The organism is Paraburkholderia sp. USG1, from assembly GCF_031570135.1.
In the GTDB taxonomy this organism is placed as follows: domain Bacteria; phylum Pseudomonadota; class Gammaproteobacteria; order Burkholderiales; family Burkholderiaceae; genus Paraburkholderia; species Paraburkholderia dioscoreae.
The window spans coordinates 462,030-482,605 of sequence record NZ_JAMWXW010000001.1 but is presented as its reverse complement, the minus strand read 5'-3'; the positions used below and the strand labels follow the sequence as shown (position 1 = coordinate 482,605).

18 protein-coding genes and 1 pseudogene are annotated in these 20,576 nt (G+C 62.9%); 11 read left to right on the top strand and 8 right to left on the bottom strand.

What is annotated here, in order from left to right:
* Position 1: 1 nt before the first annotated feature.
* Genes NE850_RS02260 through NE850_RS02240 form a run of 5 tightly spaced genes read left to right on the top strand, consistent with a single transcriptional unit; the run spans position 2 to position 4,365 of the window.
* Complete coding sequence (locus NE850_RS02260) at positions 2 to 607, top strand: MSMEG_0567/Sll0786 family nitrogen starvation N-acetyltransferase (RefSeq protein ID WP_007181141.1); 606 nt, start codon at positions 2 to 4, stop codon at positions 605 to 607.
* Positions 604 to 1,587 carry a sll0787 family AIR synthase-like protein gene (locus NE850_RS02255; protein WP_310698392.1) on the top strand — a complete coding sequence of 328 codons (984 nt, stop codon included), beginning with the start codon at positions 604 to 606 and terminating at the stop codon, positions 1,585 to 1,587. The genes NE850_RS02260 and NE850_RS02255 overlap by 4 nt, the downstream gene beginning before the upstream one ends.
* The gene (locus tag NE850_RS02250) at positions 1,584 to 2,750 is read left to right on the top strand and encodes an MSMEG_0565 family glycosyltransferase (RefSeq protein ID WP_310698391.1); all 1,167 of its coding nucleotides are present in this window, start codon (positions 1,584 to 1,586) and stop codon (positions 2,748 to 2,750) included. The genes NE850_RS02255 and NE850_RS02250 overlap by 4 nt, the downstream gene beginning before the upstream one ends.
* Before the next feature lie 14 nt (positions 2,751 to 2,764).
* Positions 2,765 to 3,049, top strand: coding sequence for an MSMEG_0570 family nitrogen starvation response protein (locus NE850_RS02245; protein WP_310698390.1), 285 nt, complete (start codon positions 2,765 to 2,767; stop codon positions 3,047 to 3,049).
* Positions 3,050 to 3,075: 26 nt separating this feature from the next.
* Complete coding sequence (locus NE850_RS02240; RefSeq protein WP_007181145.1) at positions 3,076 to 4,365, top strand: MSMEG_0569 family flavin-dependent oxidoreductase; 1,290 nt, start codon at positions 3,076 to 3,078, stop codon at positions 4,363 to 4,365.
* Positions 4,366 to 4,481: 116 nt separating this feature from the next.
* On the opposite strand, the gene NE850_RS02235 is transcribed toward NE850_RS02240, so the two are convergent.
* Positions 4,482 to 6,593, bottom strand: coding sequence for a phosphocholine-specific phospholipase C (locus NE850_RS02235; RefSeq protein WP_007181146.1), 2,112 nt, complete (start codon positions 6,591 to 6,593; stop codon positions 4,482 to 4,484).
* Positions 6,594 to 6,675: 82 nt separating this feature from the next.
* A complete protein-coding gene (locus NE850_RS02230; protein WP_007181147.1) occupies positions 6,676 to 7,002 on the bottom strand; it encodes a hypothetical protein in 327 nt (108 codons plus the stop codon).
* Between the two features lie 216 nt (positions 7,003 to 7,218).
* Between NE850_RS02230 and NE850_RS02225 the strand changes: the two are divergent.
* A pseudogene (locus NE850_RS02225) lies at positions 7,219 to 7,404 on the top strand (permease DsdX); the annotation flags it as partial.
* A gap of 63 nt (positions 7,405 to 7,467) precedes the next feature.
* Here the strand turns inward: NE850_RS02225 and NE850_RS02220 are convergent.
* The 4 genes from NE850_RS02220 to NE850_RS02205 form a co-directional block, all read right to left on the bottom strand.
* A complete protein-coding gene (locus NE850_RS02220) occupies positions 7,468 to 8,316 on the bottom strand; it encodes an alpha/beta fold hydrolase (RefSeq protein WP_007181148.1) in 849 nt (282 codons plus the stop codon).
* A 12-nt stretch (positions 8,317 to 8,328) separates the two neighbouring features.
* The gene (locus tag NE850_RS02215; protein ID WP_007181149.1) at positions 8,329 to 9,921 is read right to left on the bottom strand and encodes a benzoate-CoA ligase family protein; all 1,593 of its coding nucleotides are present in this window, start codon (positions 9,919 to 9,921) and stop codon (positions 8,329 to 8,331) included.
* A 109-nt stretch (positions 9,922 to 10,030) separates the two neighbouring features.
* Complete coding sequence (locus NE850_RS02210) at positions 10,031 to 11,626, bottom strand: 3,4-dehydroadipyl-CoA semialdehyde dehydrogenase (protein ID WP_165186641.1); 1,596 nt, start codon at positions 11,624 to 11,626, stop codon at positions 10,031 to 10,033.
* A gap of 8 nt (positions 11,627 to 11,634) precedes the next feature.
* The gene (locus NE850_RS02205) at positions 11,635 to 12,102 is read right to left on the bottom strand and encodes a DUF4863 family protein (RefSeq protein WP_007181151.1); all 468 of its coding nucleotides are present in this window, start codon (positions 12,100 to 12,102) and stop codon (positions 11,635 to 11,637) included.
* 192 nt (positions 12,103 to 12,294) lie between these two features.
* Here NE850_RS02205 and NE850_RS02200 point away from each other — a divergent pair, with 192 nt between their 5' ends.
* The 4 genes from NE850_RS02200 to boxA all read left to right on the top strand — a co-directional run bounded on the left by NE850_RS02200 (position 12,295) and on the right by boxA (position 17,911).
* Positions 12,295 to 13,278, top strand: a complete 984-nt coding sequence (locus NE850_RS02200; protein ID WP_007181152.1) for a helix-turn-helix transcriptional regulator — start codon at positions 12,295 to 12,297, stop codon at positions 13,276 to 13,278.
* Between the two features lie 115 nt (positions 13,279 to 13,393).
* Positions 13,394 to 15,064: a 2,3-epoxybenzoyl-CoA dihydrolase gene (gene boxC, locus NE850_RS02195; protein WP_310698389.1), complete on the top strand. Its 1,671-nt coding sequence runs from the start codon at positions 13,394 to 13,396 to the stop codon at positions 15,062 to 15,064.
* Between the two features lie 124 nt (positions 15,065 to 15,188).
* On the top strand, positions 15,189 to 16,616 hold the full coding sequence (gene boxB / locus NE850_RS02190; protein WP_165186639.1) for a benzoyl-CoA 2,3-epoxidase subunit BoxB: 1,428 nt from the start codon (positions 15,189 to 15,191) through the stop codon (positions 16,614 to 16,616).
* A 53-nt stretch (positions 16,617 to 16,669) separates the two neighbouring features.
* Positions 16,670 to 17,911, top strand: a complete 1,242-nt coding sequence (boxA, locus tag NE850_RS02185; RefSeq protein WP_007181155.1) for a benzoyl-CoA 2,3-epoxidase subunit BoxA — start codon at positions 16,670 to 16,672, stop codon at positions 17,909 to 17,911.
* A gap of 9 nt (positions 17,912 to 17,920) precedes the next feature.
* Here the strand turns inward: boxA and NE850_RS02180 are convergent, their stop codons facing one another.
* Positions 17,921 to 18,157: a type II toxin-antitoxin system Phd/YefM family antitoxin gene (locus NE850_RS02180; RefSeq protein ID WP_007181156.1), complete on the bottom strand. Its 237-nt coding sequence runs from the start codon at positions 18,155 to 18,157 to the stop codon at positions 17,921 to 17,923.
* A gap of 68 nt (positions 18,158 to 18,225) precedes the next feature.
* On the bottom strand, positions 18,226 to 18,975 hold the full coding sequence (locus tag NE850_RS02175; protein WP_197740234.1) for a TetR/AcrR family transcriptional regulator: 750 nt from the start codon (positions 18,973 to 18,975) through the stop codon (positions 18,226 to 18,228).
* A gap of 302 nt (positions 18,976 to 19,277) precedes the next feature.
* Here NE850_RS02175 and NE850_RS02170 point away from each other — a divergent pair, with 302 nt between their 5' ends.
* The gene (locus tag NE850_RS02170; RefSeq protein ID WP_310698388.1) at positions 19,278 to 20,558 is read left to right on the top strand and encodes a Zn-dependent hydrolase; all 1,281 of its coding nucleotides are present in this window, start codon (positions 19,278 to 19,280) and stop codon (positions 20,556 to 20,558) included.
* The last annotated feature ends 18 nt before the right edge of the window (positions 20,559 to 20,576 follow it).

Here is a 20,576-nt window from a genome sequence, read left to right as displayed (position 1 = left end):
CATGTTCGGTGAAGCGATCGCAGGTGAGGCGCTGGACGGCGACATGGGTTTCGCGCCGTATGCGCCGAGCGAATTCCGTATCAAGTGGACCACGTTGAATTGGGAAGCCGAAGAGGCGTTCAGGTTGCGGCGCGCGGTCTTCTGCATCGAGCAGGGCATTTTTATCGGCGATGATTGCGACGAGATCGATCAGCACGCGCAGCAACTGGTGGCGGTGAGTTGCCTCGGTGGTATGCCGGAACAGGTGGTCGGCACCGTGCGCATTCATCGCGATCACGACAACGTGTGGTTCGGTTCGCGGCTCGCCGTGCATGCGGCATTTCGCCGGCATGGAAAGATCGGCGCGACGCTGATTCGTCTCGCGGTGAGCAGCGCGCATGCGCTCGGCTGCGAGACGTTCCTCGCGCATGTGCAGAGTCAGAATGTGCCGCTCTTTCGCGCAATGTATTGGGACGTACTCGCGGAGGAAACCCTGCTCGGCAGACCGCATCATCTGATGCAGGCGCAGCTGGACCGGTATCCTCCGTGTGCGACTCCTTATGGCGGCTTTGTCACGCAGTCGCAGCCGCTGTCGCGCCGTCGTGAGCGTGAGCGGAGCGCGGCATGACGGTCGCCGATCTGGTCGCCGGCTTGCGCGAAAGCCGCGGGTTCCGCCACAAGACCGATATCGTGGATGTCGTCGGCTCGCTGGCGAAGCGCTTGCCGCGCGGCACGCGCGATCTCGCGCAGGCCGTGGCGCTCGGCGACGACTGCGCCGCGCTCGCCGATGGCGACGGCTATCTGCTCTTCGCGATCGAAGGCATGGTCAGCGATTTCGTGAGCGCGATGCCCTGGTTCGCCGGCTATAGCAGCGTGATGGTGAACGTCAGCGATATCTATGCAATGGGCGGACGTCCGCTGGCAGTGGTGGACGCGCTGTGGAGCCAGGGCATTGGCGCTGCGGAGGAAGTGCTGGCGGGTATGGCGGCGGCTTCGGTTGCGTACGGCGTGCCGATTGTCGGCGGCCACACGAATACGCGCAGCGAGGCGGCGCAATTGGCGGTATCGATTATCGGCCGCGCCAGGGCGCTCCTGTCGAGCTTCAACGCGAAACCGGGCGACAGCCTGATGATGGCGGTCGATCTGCGCGGCCGCTTCGAAGAGCCGTATCCGTTCTGGAATGCTTCGGTGGGGGCGCCGCCCGAGCGTCTGCGCGCCGACCTCGAACTGCTGCCGCAACTGGCCGAAAGCGGTCTGTGCGATGCCGCGAAGGATATCAGCATGGCGGGCACGCTCGGCACCGCGCTGATGCTGCTCGAATGTTCGCAGGTGGGGGCGCGGATCGATCTCGCGTGCATTCCGAAGCCTGAGGGTGTGCCGCTCGAACGATGGGTGACCGCGTTTCCGAGTTTCGGTTATTTGCTGTCCGTGCGGCCCGAGCATGTGGAGACCGTACGGGCGAAGTTCGACGCCCGCTCGCTTGCATGCTCAGTGATCGGTTCCGTCGACGCAACGAGCCAGGTGGTCCTGCATCGACAGAATGACGTCGCCACGTTATGGGACTTCCAGCGTGAGCCGTTCATTGTCGGAAAGGATGAGGTGAAATGAGCGCGCTGCGTATCGCCTTGCTCACGCATTCGGTCAATCCGCGCGGCGGTGTGGTGCACACGCTCGAACTGGCGTCGGCGTTGACCGCGCTCGGCCACGACGTGACAGTGTTCGTGCCGGCCGCGCGCGGCGAGACGTTGTTTCGTCTGCCGCCTTGCCGTGTGGTGTATGCGCCTGTCGTTCTGGCGCAGGGCAATACGGTTGCAATGGTCGAAGCGCGGATCGATGCCTTCCGGCGCGCGTTGATCGGGCATGACGCGGCGTTCGACGTGCTGCACGCGCAAGACGGTATCAGCGGCAACGCACTCGCCGAGTTGAAAGTGCAAGGCCTCATTCACGGTTTCATGCGCACGGTGCACCACCTGGATCATTTCGACGATCCGAGGCTGATGGCCTGGCAGCGCCGCGCATATCAGGACGCGGACGAGGTGCTGTGTGTGAGCGATAGGTGGACACGTGAAATGCAGGCGGAGTACCGCATTGACGCGTTCACCGTACCGAACGGCGTGGACGTTCAGCGGTTTTCTTCCCGGGCGGATCGACACGACGCGCAGGTTCTCCAGCGCTTCGGGCTGGACGGCGGCCCGATAGTGCTGGCAGTGGGCGGAATCGAAGCGCGCAAGAACACGCTGGCGCTACTCGAAGCTTTTGCCGTCGTGCGCAGTGGTTTGCCGCAAGCGCAACTCGTCATTGCCGGTGGCGCGAGCCTGCTCGACCACGACGCCTATAGCCGGCGGCTGCTGCAACGGGCGAGCGAGTTGGGCCTCTCCATCGGACCGCATGAAAGCGTGGTGGTGACCGGCCCGCTCGAAGACGCCGTCATGCCCGCGCTGTTTCGAAGCGCCGATGTTCTGTCGATGGTGTCCCTGCGCGAGGGCTTCGGTCTCGTCGTGCTGGAGGCGCTCGCGAGCGGCACGCCGGTGGTGGTGTCGTCGATTGCGCCGTTCACCGAGTATCTCGACGACACCACCTGCTGCTGGGCCGATCCTCTCGACGCGAAGTCGATCGCCGCGGCTCTCGTGCGTGCGTTGAATGAGAGCGGTATCGACTTCGAGCATGCCGTGCCCGCATTGCTCGCGCGCTTCAGCTGGACGGCGAGCGCACAGCGTCATATGGACGCGTACCGCCGTTTCGTCGCGAAGCGCGCGCTGCTTACCCATTGATTCGAGGATTAACGATGCCTGTCATGCACTTTCGCATTCAATGGCCCGATGGCGACGAGGCGAACTGTTATTCGCCTTCGCTCGTGATCGGCGATTTTTTCACGCCGGGCCACGCTTACGCGCTGGAGGATTTCGTCGAGCGTTCGCGGCAGGCGCTCGGCATCGCGTCCGAGCGGGTGCGCGAGAAGTACGGCTTTGCATGCTCGGCGGCGCTGGATCAGCTTGCGCAGATCGAGCGCGACGCGGCGCGCTTTCGCGATCGGCCCGACGCGACCGTCAAGGTTATCGAATTCAGCTAGGCGCTTATTCTTTCAGAGGACGCATCATGTCGAATCCAACACATCACGCGCGCGCCGAGGGCCATTACAGCGTGCTCGTCATCGGCGGCGGGCAGGCGGGTCTGTCGGTCAGCTATTACCTCAAGCAGGCCGGCATCGACCATCTGGTCGTGGAGAAAAATACGGTGACGCATACGTGGCGCGAGCAGCGCTGGGACGCGTTCTGTCTGGTCACGCCGAACTGGCAATGCGCGTTGCCCGGTTATCCGTATCGCGGCGACGACCCGCACGGCTTCATGAAGAAGGACGAGATCATTGCGTACCTCGACGGCTTCATTGCGCAGGTCGATGCGCCGGTGATGGAGCACACGGAAGTCAAACGCGTCAGGCAGCGCGACGACGGCGTCTACGCCATCACGACGACGCAGGGCGATTTCACCGCGGACCAGGTGGTGGTGGCCTCGGGCGGCTATCACACGCCGATCGTGCCGCGCCTCGCGGAGCGCTTGCCCGCGCGGATCGTGCAACTGCAGTCGTCGGCATATCGCAACCCGCAGGCGCTGCCTGAAGGCGCGGTTATGGTGGTGGGCACCGGGCAATCCGGCGCGCAGATCGCGGAGGATCTGCATCTGGCCGGCCGCAAGGTGGTACTCGCCGTGGGCGAGGCGCCGCGTTGTGCGCGCTTCTATCGGGGCCGCGACGTGGTCGACTGGCTCGCAGACATGCAGTACTACGATATGCCGGTCGAAAAGCATCCGTTGCGCGAAGGGGTGCGCGACAACACCAATCACTATGTGACGGGCCGCGACGGCGGCCGCGACATCGACCTGCGCAAGTTCGCCGCCGAGGGCATGGAGCTGTATGGCCGGCTCGACGATCTGCGCGACGGGCAGTTCCATTTTGCGCCGACGCTGGCCGCCAATCTCGATGCCGCCGACGATACGTATAACCGGATCAACGCGAGCATCGACGGCTTCATCGAAAAGCACGGGATCGATGCGCCGGCGGGTGGCGTGTACGAACCTGTCTGGCGTCCGGAACAGGAGCGCACTACGCTTGATCTGGAAGGGAGCGGCATTGCAGCGATCATCTGGTGCATTGGTTTTACGCCGGACTTCAGCTGGCTGGATGCACCCGTGTTCAACGGTCGCGGTTATCCGGCGCATACGCGCGGCATTACGCCGATCGACGGTTTGTATTTCGTCGGCTTGCCGTGGCTGCATACGTGGGGTTCGGGGCGTTTTTCCGGCATCGCGCGCGATGCGGAGTTTATCGTGGATGCGATTCGCGAGACGGCGCGGGAGCGCGCGTCGTTGGCGGCTGCGGTGGCTGCATGACGTAGCTGAGCCCAGGCGCTCGGGTAGCCGCATAAAAAACGGCCGCTGCGTTTTTCATCGCAGCGGCCGTTGTATTTAGCCGGAACGTTCGGCTGAAGCTGAGCTCAAGCCCAGGTTCAAGCGCCCAGCGCAGGATCGCTCATGCTGCTCTTGCCGGTTTCCACGTGTCCGGCAAAGCGCCGCGCGAACAGCGGATCGGTATCGACCGTGATGGCCAGGTCATACCAGCCATGTGCATTACGCAGATCCAGATAGAGCTGTTCGGTATCGCCGCCGCGCACCGAATGCTTGATCGCATTGCCTGGATCGTACGCGTTGACGATCGTGAACTGGCAACGCGCGCTGCCCACGTTCTCCAGCCGCAATTGCAGGTTGCCGTTCGAGACGTCGTAGCCTTCTGCAACTTCAGGACGCGCGATGTCCGAACCATGCCACCAGCTGCGCGAGACCGGCTTGCCCGCGAACCGGCGCAGAAAGCCGTTCGGGCCGTACACCGTGTAGTCGTAGCTGCCGTCGGCATTCAATGGCAACGGATCCTGCAGCCGCTTGCCGGCTTCCACCGTATAGGTGCGCGGTGCGTCGAGACTGTGAGCGGCGTAGACGAGAAACACCGCGCCGGCGCGGCCCGTGTTGACGAAGCGCATGGTGAGTGTGTTGGCCGCGCCTTCGCCGTGCACGCGCACGAACAGCTCATAGGGCAGCGCGCGAGCGGGACGCACGCCGGGTTCCTGTTTCGGCACGGCCTGCAACGCAGGCGGCAGCGGCACATAGTCCGGGTGGCGGTTCTGATCCGCCGGAACGTAGCCGCTCGTGCTCGGCAGCGCCGGGACCGCGTCGTTCGGATTGCTGAAGTTGAAGGCGGACATCAGATCGCCACACACTGCACGGCGCCACGGCGTGATATTCGATTCGCCGAGATTGTGATCGTGGCCGAAGCGCTTTTCGATAAAGCGGATCACCGACGTATGGTCGAACAGTTCCGAACACACATAGCCGCCTTTCGACCACGGCGAAACCACCAGCATCGGCACGCGCGGTCCGAGTCCGTACGGGCCGGAGGGAGTCTTCGCGTCGCCCGCATAGATTTCGTTGGTGGTGTCGACGGTGGACAGACCGTTCGCGTTCGACGACGGCGCGAAGGGCGGCACCATGTGGTCGAAGAAGCCGTCGTTCTCGTCGTAGTTGACCAGCAGCACCGTCTTGCTCCACACCTCCGGATTGGACGTGAGAATCTGCAAGACCTGGTCGATGTACCACGCGCCGTAGTTCGCCGGCCAGTTCGGGTGCTCGGAATAGGCTTCGGGCGCGACGATCCAAGACACTTGCGGCAACGCATTGTTCTGCACGTCACGCTTGAGGATATCGAAGTAGCCGTCGCCTTTCGCCGCGTTCGTGCCGGTGCGCGCATTGTCGTAGAGCGGGTTGCCGGGCTGTGCGTTGCGGTACTGGTTGAAGTAGAGCAGCGAGTTGTCGCCGTAATTGCCGATATACGGATTCTGCGTCCAGCCCCACGAACCGTTCGCATCGAGACCGGTGCCGATGTCCTGATAGATCTTCCACGAAATGCCCGCGCTTTGCAGCACTTCGGGATACGTGGACCAGCCGTAGCCGAGTTCCGAATTGTCGATCACCGGACCGCCGCCGCTGCCGTCATTACCCACCCAGCCGCTCCACATGTAGTAGCGGTTCGGGTCCGTCGGTCCCATCAGCGAGCAGTGATACGCGTCGCAGATCGTGAACGCGTCGGCGAGCTGATAGTGAAACGGAATGTCCTCGCGCGTGAGGTAGGCCATTGTCGTGGCGCCTTTCGCGGGCACCCATTGATCGTAGCGGCCGCCGTTCCATGCCGCGTGCGTGCTGGTCCAGTCGTGCGCGAGATCCTGCAGGAATTGCAGCCCCAGGTTCGGAGCGGTGGGGCGGAACGGCAGCACGTAGCCGATATCCGCCGCGAGCGGCTGATACCACACGGGCTTGCCGTTCGGCAGATTGATGGCGCGCGTGTCGCCAAAACCGCGCACGCCTTTGAGCGTGCCGAAGTAGTGGTCGAACGAGCGGTTTTCCTGCATCAGCACGACGATGTGCTCGACGTCGCGAATCGTGCCGGTCTTGTTGTTGGCAGGAATGGCGAGCGCATTGCGAATGCCCAGAGGCAGCATGCTCAATGCGGTGGCGGAACCGGCTGCATGCGCGGCGGAGCGCAGAAAATCACGGCGATTTTTTGAGGTCATGGTATTGGCTTTCGATCTTCGGTGGAGGAACGATGCACGCGGCGTGCGAGCCTCGCCCGCGCGTCGCGTGGGGGCGCGAAACTCAGTCCACGGTGTGGATCACGGGTGTGGCGAGCGGCGTCGAAGCGGCAGCGGACAATGCCGGGTCGGCGCTTGATGCAGGTAATGCGGGGGTTTGAATCGTCAGTGCGGCGGGTGCGGGTGAGGCGGAAGACGGATTCGCCGAGAGGACCGTGGCGCTGCTGCTGCCGTCGGCGGGGCGTTCGGCAGAACTCACCGCGCTCGGGTCCGGCGTTTTTTCGTCGTCGTTGCCGCAAGCACCGATCAGCGTACAAAGCGACACGGCGGCCAGTACGCCCGCCAAACGTTTGCAATGCAAGGTTTTAGACGGCTTCGACACAACGGACATGGCAATGTCTCCGGCACGGGGAGGTTGCGCCAGGGCATCGATGTGCCCAGGTCAGCGATGCGCAAGAATAGTCGCTTACCTGTGTAACTTTTGTGAAGATGTGGAAATATGAGTATTTGTTGAAAATTGAGGTGCCGTCAATCGTGGATCGCGACGATGGCCTCGATCTCGACGGTAATATTGCCCGGCAGCAAGCCCACGCCGACCGCGGGTATCTCGCTGGTGCTGGCGGCCGGCGCGGGCTCGCTGATTCTCTCGCACGTGAACGACGGCGGCTTCTGGCTGGTGAAGGAGTACTTCGGCATGACGGTGCCGCAAACCTTCAAGACGTGGACGGTTTGCGAAACGATCATTTCGGTAACGGCGTTGCTGTTGACGCTGGGTCTTTCGACGGTGATCTGAGCGTAGTTTCCACGCGGTAGCGCGGGGCGTCGTGAAGATACCCCGCGCTACCGTGCTCGATACCTAAGCTACGCCGTCTTTCAAAACGAACGCCGCGATGGCTTCGTTCAAAGGCCGCGGCGCGTCGCGATGCGGCGAGTGCCCGCAAGCGTCCAGCTTGACCAGTTGCGCATGCGACACGTGCACCGCGATCGTATCGATCTGAGCCATCGTGCCGTAATTGTCGTCATGACCTTGCACGGCGAGCAACGGCTTGCGGATAGACGCCAACTCTCCGGCAATCGACCATTGCCTGAATGCGGGATTCAACCAGATGTCGTTCCAGCCATAGAACGCGGAATCGACATCGGCGTGATAGCGGCTGAGTTTGTTGCGCAGGTCGGTGGTTTCGTACAGTTGTCGGGTCTGCGCGATACTTTCCACCGAAATATCTTCGACAAAAACATGCGGCGCAATCGCCACCGCGCCGGCCAGTTCTTCGGGATGGAGCGCCGCGTACAGCAGCGTAATCGAGCCGCCGTCGCTATGGCCGATCACCCACATGCGCCGGCGTTCGCGCATATCGATACCGAGTGCATCGAGCAAGGCGGGAAGGATATCGCGCGCCTGGGTCGTCATGAAATCAGTCGGCCACTTCACGTCATGTGGACGCGGTGTGGAAAGCCCGTAGCCGGGCCGCGAATAGACGAGCCCCCGCATGCCGAGCCGTTCGCACAGCGCTTGCGGCCAGTCGCGCCACATCGCGATCGAGCCGAGCCCTTCATGCAGGAAGACGGCGATCGGCGCGTTGCCCGCCGCTTCATTCACCCAGCGATACTCGATGCGCAACGGTCCATGCGACGCGGTAGCGGGCAACTCAGCGAAGTCGCTAGCGGTCGTGTCGGCAACGTTGCCAATGGCAGGGTTCTGCATAAATCACCTTGTTTATAACTGTTCGCGCAGTTTGAAGCGTTGAATTTTTCCGGTGGCGGTTTTCGGCAGATCGTCGACGAACACGATATCGCGCGGATATTTATGCGGCGCGAGCCGGTCCTTCACGAAAGCCTTCAACCCGTCAGCGAGTATCTCAGACGGCGCGAATTCACGCTTCAAAACAACGAACGCGCGAGTCTTGACGAGGCCGCCATGATCGACGCCGACCACGGCCGCTTCGAGCACCGCGTCGTGCTGCACCAGCACCATCTCCACTTCGACAGGCGAGACATACTGGCCGCTGACTTTCAGCATGTCGTCGCTGCGGCCCGCATAGACATAGCAGCCGTTGGGCAGCCGGCAGTACTTGTCGCCGCTGCGGATCCATTCGCCGAGAAAGGTGGCGCGCGACTTCTCGCGGTTATTCCAGTACATCACTGCGGCGCTTGGTCCCTTGATATACAGATCGCCGACTTCGCCGTCGGGTACCGCATGGCCGGCTTCGTCGCGCAATTCGATTTCGTAGCCGGGCACCGGTCGACCCGTGGTGCCGTATTCGACCGCGCCCGCGCGATTGGACAGGAAGATATGCAGCATTTCCGTCGAGCCGATACCGTCGAGAATCTCGCAGCCGAAGTGCGCGGTGAAGCGCTCGCCGATCTCACGCGGCAACGCTTCTCCCGCCGACGTGCAGATGCGTATCGCGACATCGGCGCGTGCGGGCAGGTTGGGCGACACGAGCATGTTCGCGTACAGCGTGGGCACGCCGTAAAACACAGTGGGCCGATGTTTGACGAGGCGCGTGAAAATCGCGTCGGCGGTGGGGCGCTCGGCCATCAGGATCGCGGTGGCACCGACCGAGAGGGGGAACGTCAATCCGTTGCCGAGACCGTACGCGAAGAATAGCTTGGCCGCGGAGAACACCACGTCGCTTTCGGCAATGCCGAGAATCGGCTTGGCATACAGTTCGACGGTCCAGTACAGATTCGCATGCGTGTGAACGGTGCCCTTCGGCTTGCCGGTCGAACCCGACGAATACAGCCAGAAAGCGATATCGTCGCAACCGGTTGCGGCGGCTTTGGCGGCGGGCACGGCGGCAACGATCAGTTCTTCGAACAAAGGCGCGAGGAGCGGCTCGCCTTCGCGGGGCTGCGAGACGATCAACTGACAGCCGTCATGTTCGGCGGACTCCAGCGCCTGCGTCACGTTCTGCACTAGCGCACCCGAGACGATCACGGCGCGTGCGTGACTGTGCGTGAGCATGTACACATAGTCGGCCGGTGTGAGCAGCGTATTCGCGACGACCGGCACGACCCCCGCATAAAGCGCGCCGAGAAAGGCAACCGGCAGCGCGACGGTATCGAGCATCACGAGCAGAATTCGCTCTTCGGGATGCACGCCGAGCGTACGCAGCGCGCTGGCGAAACGCCGCGCGCGTTCTTCGAGTTCGCCGTAGGTGGTGCTCCCGGTGTCGTCGATATAGGCGGTCTTGCCGGCGCGCGATTCGTTCAGGCGAAACAGATAGGCCGCGAAGTTGAATAGCGCGGGCGGTGCTTCGACCGTCGCGGCGGGCGGGTTCGCCGCCTTTTCCAGCAGAGCTTCCATATGTCTCCTCCATCGGGTGGGCGCGGTCCGGCCGTTCTGTGCTCATGATCCGCTTGATGCTTGCACGCTCATTGACGTGCCCGGTCCTGATTGCCTGGTTCGTGCGCGGTCAGGCCGCGGGCCAATGCGTCGCTTGCGTCAGCGTCCCGATTGCCGCGCTCGCAGCCTGGATCGCCGAGCGCCGGTGATAGAAAGCCAGCGCGCGCAAACCGCCGAGTTCTTCGCCGCCGCCCGCGCGGCCGGGGCCGCCGTGCAGGGACATCGGCATCACGTTGCCGTGGCCGGTTTGACTGTGCTGCACCGAGGGCGAAATGGCATGCACGCGACCGTGCGAATCCGCGAGTTCCAGCGCGAGGCGGCCGAGATGCGCGTCGTCGTTCGAATAGATCGATGCGACGAGCGATCCCTGGCCGCGTCGCGCGAGAGCGACCGCGTGCGTTTCGGGAAACGCGTTGGCGTCGGTGGCGACGCGATAGGGCGCCACGCTCGCCACTGGTCCGAATACTTCGACGTCGTGCAGCAGCGTCGCGCTATCCGGATCGTTGACCACGAACAGATGCGGCGCGACGCAAGCCGCGACGTTTGCGTCCGCGTCGATGAGCGGCACAGCAGAGCCGTCGTAGGCGAGCACCGCTTCTTCACGCAACGCCGCGATACCGGCCAGCACGTTTTCGTATTGCTCGCGGCTCACCAGTGAACCCATACGCACCGCGTCGTTGCGCGGATTGCCCACGGTGATTTTCGCGAGCTTCGCCTTGAGTGCTTCGAGTACGGGTTCGAGTGCTGCCTCCGGTACGAAAGCACGACGGATCGCCGTGCATTTCTGGCCGGATTTCACCGTCATTTCCCGCACCACTTCCTTGATGAACAGGTCGAAGGCGGGTGTGTCGGGCGTGGCGTCGGCGCATAGAATCGCGCTGTTCAGACTGTCCGCTTCGACGTTCAGGCGTGCGCCACGCTGCACGAAAGCCGGATGCGCGCGCAGCGTCGCGGCGGTTTCGGCCGAGCCGGTGAACGACACCACATCGGACGATCGGATCTGATCGAGCAGGCCCGCCGAGCTACCGCAAATGATGGAGAGCGCGCCGGGCGGCAGGATGCCTGCGTCGACCACATCGGCGACCATGCGTTGGGTGAGCCAGGCCGTGGCTGTGGCGGGCTTCACGATAACGGGTACGCCGGATAGCAGGGCAGGCGCGGCTTTTTCCCACAAGCCCCACGACGGGAAATTGAACGCGTTGATAAAGAGCGCGACGCCGCGTGTCGGCGTCAGCACATGCTGCACGCTGAACGATCGATCCTTGCTCAGCGACTCGGCGCTGCCGTCGCGCAGTGCATGCACCTCGCCGAGCGACGCGCCGAGTTTCGCGTAGTAGGACAGCGTGAAAATGCCGCCGTCGATATCGACCGCCGAGTCGTTGCGCGTGGTGCCTGAGTTCGCGGTGGCGATCGCGTAGTAGTCGTCGCGCTTCGCCTGCAGCAGCTTGACGATATCGGCGAGGCGGGCGGCGCGTTGCGCATAGGTCAGCGCTCGCAATGCGGCGCCGCCGTCTTCGCGGGCAAAGCCGAATGCGCTTGCGAGGTCGAGGCCCTCGCTCGATACGCGCACGAGCGCAACGCCCGTTACCGGATCGGTGAGCGTGATGCCTGCACCGCCGCCCCCGATCCACTGGCCGGCCACATGGTTCTTCAACAGTTCGTTCATGGCGGCGCTCAGGCGGGAGTGAATTCGATCGCGCCTTGCGGCAGCAGATATAGCACCAGCGCCTCGCCGTTCGATACCGTCGGACGATGCGCGGAGCCGGGGCCGTACACGCACCAGCCGGCCGGGTGGCGGTCGAAGGTGGCGCCTTCGGTCAGCGGCATGATCAGATCGATCTCGCCATTGGGGTGAACGTGGTGCGGACCGGCAATATTCTTCATATCGACGACGTCGACAGAAAAGCCATGGGTATCGGGTAGCGCCTTGAAGACGCGGCCATAGCGAATGCCGCCGCCTTCGCGCTGACAAAGCCAGCCATCGGCGACGCCGCTCCTGCACGCGGCGGCAAGCTCGCGGAACGTGTCGCCGTCGACGGGATACGTGTCGTTCAGCCAGACCGCCAGCTTGCCATCGAGCGGCCGGCCGGCGAGTTGCTCCGTGACGCCCGCAATCAGGCGCTGGAATTCATGTGGGGACATGCGAGCCTCCAGGTCGGCGCGTTCGGTACCGCACGCACGTTAATGCATGCGAGCCGTCGCGCACTCTCCGTGACGCCGCCGGAACATCTCGACAGCGTTTGTTATTGGATCAATATTTGGCGAAAATTAACCGTTCACCACGTGTGTGTCAAGCACTATAGTACATGTATCGTAGTTAAGGGGCGCCAAAACATGAACCAGAATTACTCTCCCGCATCATTGGACGATTCCGCCGACGAGGATGCCGGCCGCGCGGAACGTGCCACGGAGCGCGGCGGCGAACGCGAGGAGCGCGATCCCTTTCTGACGGCGATGGGCGAGCGCGTGCGCCTGCTGCGTGCGCGCCGCGGCATGACCCGCAAGACGCTGGCGACGGAAACCGGCTTGTCGGAGCGGCATCTTGCGAATCTGGAATCGGGCGTGGGCAATGCGTCGGTGCTGGTGCTGCGGCAGATCGCGGCGACTTTGAACTGTTCGCTGGCCGAGGTGATCGGTGACGAAACCACTGCTTCCGCTGAATGGCTGCTGATCCGCGAACTGCTGCACGGACGCGATCAGGCCGCTTTGCAGCGCGCCCGCGTGGCGCTTGCCGAGATGTTCGCGCAGGCGCCGCGCGACCCGCATCGCAAGGACCGGATTGCGTTGATCGGCCTGCGCGGCGCCGGTAAATCCACGCTTGGGCGCATGCTGGCACAGGAGCGCAAGGTGCCGTTCGTCGAGCTCACGCGCGTGATCGAGCAACTGGCCGGCTGCCCGCCGTCGGAGATTCACTCGCTGTACGGGGCGGCCGCTTACCGGCGCTATGAGCACCGGGCGCTCGAGGCCGTGATTCAGGAGCACGAGCACGCGGTGATTGCGTCGCCGGGCGGCCTCGTGTCCGAGTCGGGCACGTTCAATACGCTGCTGTCGCATTGCTACACGGTGTGGCTGCAGGCCGCGCCGGAGGAACATATGCGCCGCGTCGTCGCGCAGGGCGATCTGCGGCCGATGTCGGGCAACAAGGAGGCGATGGACGACCTGAAGCGCATCCTGGCGGGACGCAGCGAGCTGTATGGCCGCGCCGACATGACCTTCGACACCAGCGAGAAAACCCTGGCCGACGCCTACCTGCAACTGCGCGACCGCCTCGCCGCAAGGCTGGCCGCCGAATCGCCGGATGAAACGCGTGTGAGCTGACATGTATTCCGGTGTCAGGGTTTACTAGCGAACATGCACTAAAGTGCTTTACATGGGTTTGACGATGCACTATTGTTCAAAAAACAATTTGCATCGTCCAGTCAGGAGACGCCCCATGTCCACAGCAGAAACCGCCGTCGAGCCGGTCGACTACCGCACCGATCCCTCGCAGTACAAGCATTGGAAGCTGAGCTTCAACGGTCCCGTCGCGACACTCGGCATCGATATCGCCGAGGACGGCGGTATCCGTGACGGCTACAAGCTGAAGCTGAATTCATACGACCTCGGCGTCGATATCGAACTGCACGACGCAATACAGCGCATCCGCTTCGAGCATCCGGAAGTCAAAACCGTGGTGCTGACGAGCCTGAAGGATCGCGTGTTCTGCTCGGGCGCCAACATCTTCATGCTGGGTCTTTCCACCCATGCGTGGAAGGTCAACTTCTGCAAGTTCACCAACGAAACTCGCAACGGACTGGAAGATTCCTCGCGCTATTCGGGGCTGAAGTTTCTCGCGGCGGTGAACGGCGCTTGCGCAGGCGGCGGCTATGAACTCGCGCTCGCCTGCGACGAGATCTATCTGGTGGATGACCGTTCGTCGTCGGTATCGCTGCCGGAAGTGCCGTTGCTCGGCGTATTGCCGGGCACCGGCGGCCTGACGCGCGTCACGGACAAGCGCAAGGTGCGTCACGATCGCGCCGACATCTTCTGCACGGTGGTGGAAGGCGTGCGCGGCGAGCGCGCAAAGGCATGGCGCCTCGTGGACGAAGTCGTGAAGCCGAACCAGTTCGACCAGGCGATCCAGGCGCGCGCGCTCGAACTCGCCGCGCAGAGCGATCGTCCCATGGACGCACAAGGCGTGCCGCTCACGCGGATCGAACGCACCGATCGCGAAGACGGCCTCACTTATAAAACGCTCGACGTGACGATCGATCGTGCCAAGCGCATTGCAACGTTCAGGGCCAAGGCTCCGCAAACCGAACCGCCCATGAGTATCGACGCCATCGTCGCTGCCGGCGCGAACTGGTGGCCGTTGCAATTCGCCCGCGAGCTCGACGACGCGATCCTGTCCATGCGCACCAACGAGCTTGCGGTCGGCACGTGGGTCTTCAGGACCGAAGGCGACGCCCGCAATCTGCTCGCCGCGGACGCCTCGCTGATGCAACACAAAGACCACTGGTTCGTGCGCGAGACGATTGGCCTGTTGCGCCGCACGCTGGCGCGTATCGACGTCTCGTCGCGTTCGCTGTTCGCGCTGATCGAGCCGGGCTCGTGCTTTGCCGGCACCTTCGCGGAACTCGCGTTCGCCGCCGACCGCACTTATATGGCGGCGCTGCCGGCCAATGAAGACGAAGAGCCGGCCATCACGCTTTCGGATGTCAACTTCGGACTCTATCCGATGGTCACGCATCAATCGCGTCTGGCGCGGCGTTTCTATGAGGAAACGGAGCCGCTCGATGCCGTGCGCTCCCGGATCGGTCAGGCGATCAAGCCGGTCGAAGCCGAACGCCTCGGCCTCGTTACGGCATCGCCCGACGACATCGACTGGGCCGACGAAATCCGCATTGCGCTCGAAGAGCGCGCGGCCATGTCGCCGGATGCCCTGACCGGACTCGAAGCGAATCTGCGCTTCAACGGTCCGGAAACGATGGAGACGCGCATTTTCGGCCGTCTCACCGCCTGGCAGAACTGGATCTTCAACCGGCCGAACGCAGTGGGCGAGAAGGGCGCGCTCAAGGTGTACGGCAAGGGCAGCAAGGCGCAATTCGACGTCTCGCGCGTGTGATTCACATTTGATGCGCGCCTGATGCGCATTGCAACGCCATCGACGCAGCGAGCGCGAGCCGGAGCGCCACTTGCCCGATACGCGCCTCTCATCGTCACTGCAGTTTCCGAACCAGGAACCGACCATGTCCACGATCAACTACAGCGAAAAGATTCCGAACAACGTCAACCTCGCCGACGACCGCACGCTGCAACGCGCGCTCGAACAATGGCAGCCGAATTTTCTGGCCTGGTGGGGCGATATGGGCCCGGAAGGCTCGCAGGGCTACGATGTGTATCTGCGCACCGCAGTGAGCGTCGACGCGGGCGGCTGGGCGCATTTCGATCATGTGAAGATGCCGGATTACCGCTGGGGCATTTTCCTGACGCCCGGCGAGCAGGACCGCAAGATTCACTTCGGCGAACATAAGGGCGAAGCGGCCTGGCAGGACGTGCCCGGCGAGCATCGCGCGAATTTGCGGCGCATTATCGTGACGCAAGGCGATACGGAGCCGGCGTCGGTCGAGCAGCAGCGCCACCTGGGTCTGACTGCGCCTTCCATCTACGATTTGCGCAACCTGTTCCAGGTGAACGTGGAAGAGGGTCGCCACCTGTGGGCGATGGTGTATCTGCTGCATCGCTACTTCGGCCGCGACGGCCGTGAGGAAGCCGAAGCATTGCTCGGCCGCCGTTCGGGCGACGACGACAACCCGCGCATTCTCGGCGCGTTCAATGAGAAAACGCCGGACTGGCTCGCGTTTTTCATGTTCACGTACTTTACGGATCGCGACGGCAAATTCCAGTTGTCGGCGCTGGCCGAGTCGGGTTTCGATCCGCTCGCGCGCACCACGAAGTTCATGCTCACTGAAGAGGCTCATCACATGTTCGTCGGCGAGTCGGGTGTTTCGCGGGTCATCCAGCGGACCGCCAAGGTGATGAACGAACTGGGCACGGACGACGTCACGAAGATTCGCGCGGCCGGCGTGATCGATCTGCCGACCATTCAGCGCTATCTGAACTTCCACTACTCGGTCACCATCGATCTGTTCGGCGCCGATCATTCGTCCAACGCGGCCACCTTCTATAGCTCGGGCCTGAAGGGTCGCTATGAAGAAAACAGGCGCGAGGACGATCATCAACTGAACGGCCAGAGCTACAAGCTGCTCGACGTGCAGGACGGCAAGCTGGTCGAGCGCGAAGTGCCGATGCTCAACGCGATGAACGAAGTGCTGCGCGACGATTACATCAAGGATTCGGTGGCGGGCGTGGCGCGCTGGAACAAGGTACTCGAAAAGGCCGGCATCGATTTCCGCATGACGGTGCCGCATAAAGCGTTCAATCGTCAGATCGGCACGTTCGCCGGCACGCGCGTATCGCCCGACGGCCGCGTGGTCAGCGAAACCGAATGGGCCGCCAACGAAGCGAAATGGCTCGCCACACCGGAAGACCGCGCGTACGTCGCGTCGTTGATGGGGCGAGTCACCGAAGCCGGCAAGTTCGCCAACTGGATCGCGCCGCCGGCAATGGGTGTGAACCGTCAGCCGGTCGATTTCGAATACGTGCGCTTTAACTGAGCGCGCGGGCGGCGCGGGGCACGCTTGCGCTGCATATCCAGGTGGAGGAAGTCATGAACGGCCCAGTATCGATCGAAGTTCTCAGGCAGCATCTGATCGATCCGGAAATCTGCATTCGCTGCAATACGTGCGAAGAGACTTGCCCGGTCGATGCGATCACGCACGACGACAACAACTACGTGGTCAAGGCGGATATCTGCAACGGCTGCATGGCGTGCGTGCCGCCGTGTCCGACCGGGGCGATCGACAACTGGCGCACGGTGCTGAAAGCCGACGCTTACCCGATCGACGAGCAGTTCACGTGGGACGTGCTGCCGGAACAGAACACGATGGCCGTGGCCGCGGCGGACGAGCTGTCGGGCGCGGGCGCGTCCGGCGATACCCCGGTGGACGCAAGCGGCATCGAAGTGGATACCGTGCGGGGTTCGGTCGTGCCGCCGTGGTCCGCGGCGAAGCCCTATGTGAATCTCTACACGCACAAGGCGCCGACTACCGCGACGGTGGTCGGCAACTACCGGCTGACCGATGGTTCGACCGACAGCGACATTCATCATATCGTGCTGGATTTCGGCTCGATGCCGTTTCCGGTGCTGGAAGGACAGTCGATCGGCATCCTGCCGCCCGGCTCGACTGCCGACGGCCGCGCGCATCACGCACGCCAGTATTCGATCGCGAGCCCGCGCGACGGCGAACGGCCGGGGTATAACAACATCTCGCTGACGGTCAAACGAGTATCGCAGCAGCACGGCGATTCGACCGATGGCGTGTGTTCGAACTACCTGTGCGATCTGAAGAAGGGCGAGGTGGTCAATGTGATTGGCCCGTTCGGCGGCACCTTCCTGATGCCCAATCATCCGAACTCGCATTTGCTGATGATCTGCACGGGTACAGGTTCAGCGCCGATGCGCGCGATGACCGAGTATCGTCGCCGGCGCCGCTTGAAGGGCGCAACGGGCAGGCTGATGCTGTTCTTCGGCGCGCGGACCAAAGAAGAGTTGCCGTACTTTGGGCCGCTTACGAATTTGCCGAAAGATTTTATCGATACCAATCTGGCGTTTTCGCGTACGCCGGGGCAACCGAAGCGCTATGTCCAGGATGCCATGCGCGAGCGCGCTGTCGACGTGGCGCATATGCTCAGGGACGATAACACGCATATTTACGTGTGCGGGTTGAAGGGTATGGAAGATGGCGTGCTACAGGCGCTCAAGGAGATCGGCGAGCAGCATCAACTGGATTGGGATGGGCTGTGGGCGAGGCTCAAGCGGGAGGGGAGGCTGCATCTGGAGACTTATTGACACCGGAACTCACCGTGCCGCCTCACAATCGTCTTCACCGGCAGACGCGGTGAGATTGTCGTATTTAACAACCGTGCCGCGCAGCGCGTCGAGCGGGCACCGTTCCGCTCGACGGTAGGGCCGCACTTCAAGCACGGGTTTGCCGTGGTCCGTCACGATCAGGCTTTCGCCGGAAAATTCCACTTGCCGAAAGAACTCGAGCGCTCTGGTTTTGAACTCGGACTTCGATACCAGATTCCGTTGCATGATTTTCTCGATAGTCATCTGTTTAAAGCCGTAATTCTGCCCCTGGATGCGCCGCTTAGGTAAGCCGCTCAGGTGCTCTGCCCCAACAGGTCCGACCTCTCCGGCGAGACCGCCCCACACGCCCGAATCACCAACTGCACGACTTCCTCCGTCGTCGCCTCGAACGCTTTCTGCGTCAACGCGCGCTTGCCTTTGAGCGCGCGAATCTGCGCGTCGAAGTCGGCGTAATGTTGAGTCGTCGCCCAGATCATGTACATCAGCGTTTGCGCATTCACCGGCGCAAGCAACCCGCGCGCGATCCAGTCGTCGATCACCTTCACGCGGCTATCGAGCCAAGGCTTCACGCGCTCCGTGAGAATGTCCTCCATGTGCTCCGCGCCGTGAATGATCTCGCTCGCCCACACCTTCGAGCCGAGCGGCCGGCGGCGCGATAATTCCATTTTCGCGCGTACGTAGCCGCCGATCGCTTCGACCGGATCGTCGCTGCATTCGAACGTGTCGGCCGCGCGATACCAGTCTTCGAACAGATCCTCCAGCACGCGCCGGTATAGCGCGAGCTTTGTCGGGAAGTAGTAATGCAGGTTGGCTTTCGGCAAGCCTGCGCGCTCCGCGATCATTGCCGTGCTGGTGCCGTCGAGTCCGCGCTCGGCGAAAACCGCCTCGGCGCACGCCAGAAGATGCGCTTCATTCGACTCGCGAATATGTGCCTTGCGCCGCCGCAAAGGTGCGCGTGTTTCTTCGTTTTCCGTGATGTCGGCTGCCACGTCGTCGTCTCTCATGTTCGCCTTCGGCGGCATGTGTGCCGCGTCGCGCTTCATTCTAGTCGTTTGCCGCGGCACCCACACGCGCATTCGCTACCCGCGGCAAACACATGCTGCGATGCAATGGCACGCTTCTCGCTATGTTTCTCACCGAACGAAAGGTGTTGATTTGGCGAGTTTAATCGTCTACAACCTGTCCAACTGGACAGGATTGGAAGAGCGGCCGATGCCCCAGGGTTTGCCCTCTGTATAAGAGGCGATCAAAGGCATCCCGTGTGCACCGCCTCCGTGCGGCTACGCCCCAAAACCCGCCGCCGATGCACCAGTTTTATGTCGGTCCACCGAAAGGAGCGAGACGAATGAACGCGGTATCCGAAGCGCTGAAACACGCCGAACCCTCTACGTCGATCAAGGTCGACGGCAAGCGGTTGTGGGACAGCCTGATGACGATGGCAAAGATCGGTGCAACGCCCAAAGGCGGCGTTTGCCGCCTCGCGCTGACCGACCTCGACAAGGAAGGGCGCGACCTGATAGTCAGTTGGGCGAAGCAAGCCGGTTGCACGGTCAGTGTCGATCAGATGGGCAATGTGTTCATGCGCCGCGCCGGGCGCAATCCCGCCGCGCTGCCGGTCGTCACCGGTTCGCACGCCGACTCGCAGCCGACCGGCGGCCGCTTTGACGGTATCTACGGTGTGCTGGGCGGTCTTGAAGTGATTCGGAGTCTGAACGATCACGGCATCGAGACGGAGCATCCCGTCGAAGTGGTGATCTGGACCAACGAGGAAGGCTCGCGCTTCGCGCCGGCAATGGTGGCCTCGGGCGTGTTCGCCGGCGTGTTCACGATCGACTACGGCCTTTCGCGCAAGGACGTGGATGGCAAGACCATCGGCGAGGAACTCAAGCGTATCGGCTATGCGGGCGATCTGCCGTGCGGTGGGCGTCCGCTGCACGCGGCGTTCGAATTGCATATCGAACAGGGACCGATTCTCGAAGCCGAACAGAAAACCATCGGCGTGGTGACCGACGCGCAAGGCCAGCGCTGGTACGAAATCACGCTGACGGGACAGGAGGCGCACGCGGGGCCGACGCCCATGCCGCGCCGCCGCGATGCCTTGCTCGGCGCCGCGCGCGTGGTCGATCTGGTCAATCGCATTGGTCTGGACAACGCGCCGTTCGGCTGCGCGACCGTCGGCATGATGCAGGTCTATCCGAACTCGCGCAACGTGATTCCGGGCCGCGTGTTTTTCACCGTCGATTTCCGCCATCCGGACGATGCGGTGCTCGCGAAAATGGATGGCGCATTACGCCAGGGCGTCGCGGATATCGCAAACGGTATTGGTCTTGAAACCGAGCTGGAGCAGATCTTTTATTACGCGCCCGTCGCGTTCGACGAAGCCTGCATTAAGTCCGTGCGCGCGGCCGCGGAACGCTTCGGTTATCCGCATCGCAACATGGTGTCCGGTGCGGGTCACGATGCCTGTTATCTGTCCCAGGTCGCGCCGACTTCGATGGTGTTCGTGCCATGCGTGGACGGCATCAGTCACAACGAGATCGAAGACGCCACCTTCGAGTGGATCGAGGCGGGCGCCAACGTGCTGCTGCACGCCATGCTGGAGCGTGCGTGCGAGCCGGTTTCATGACGACGTCGTAGCGATCCG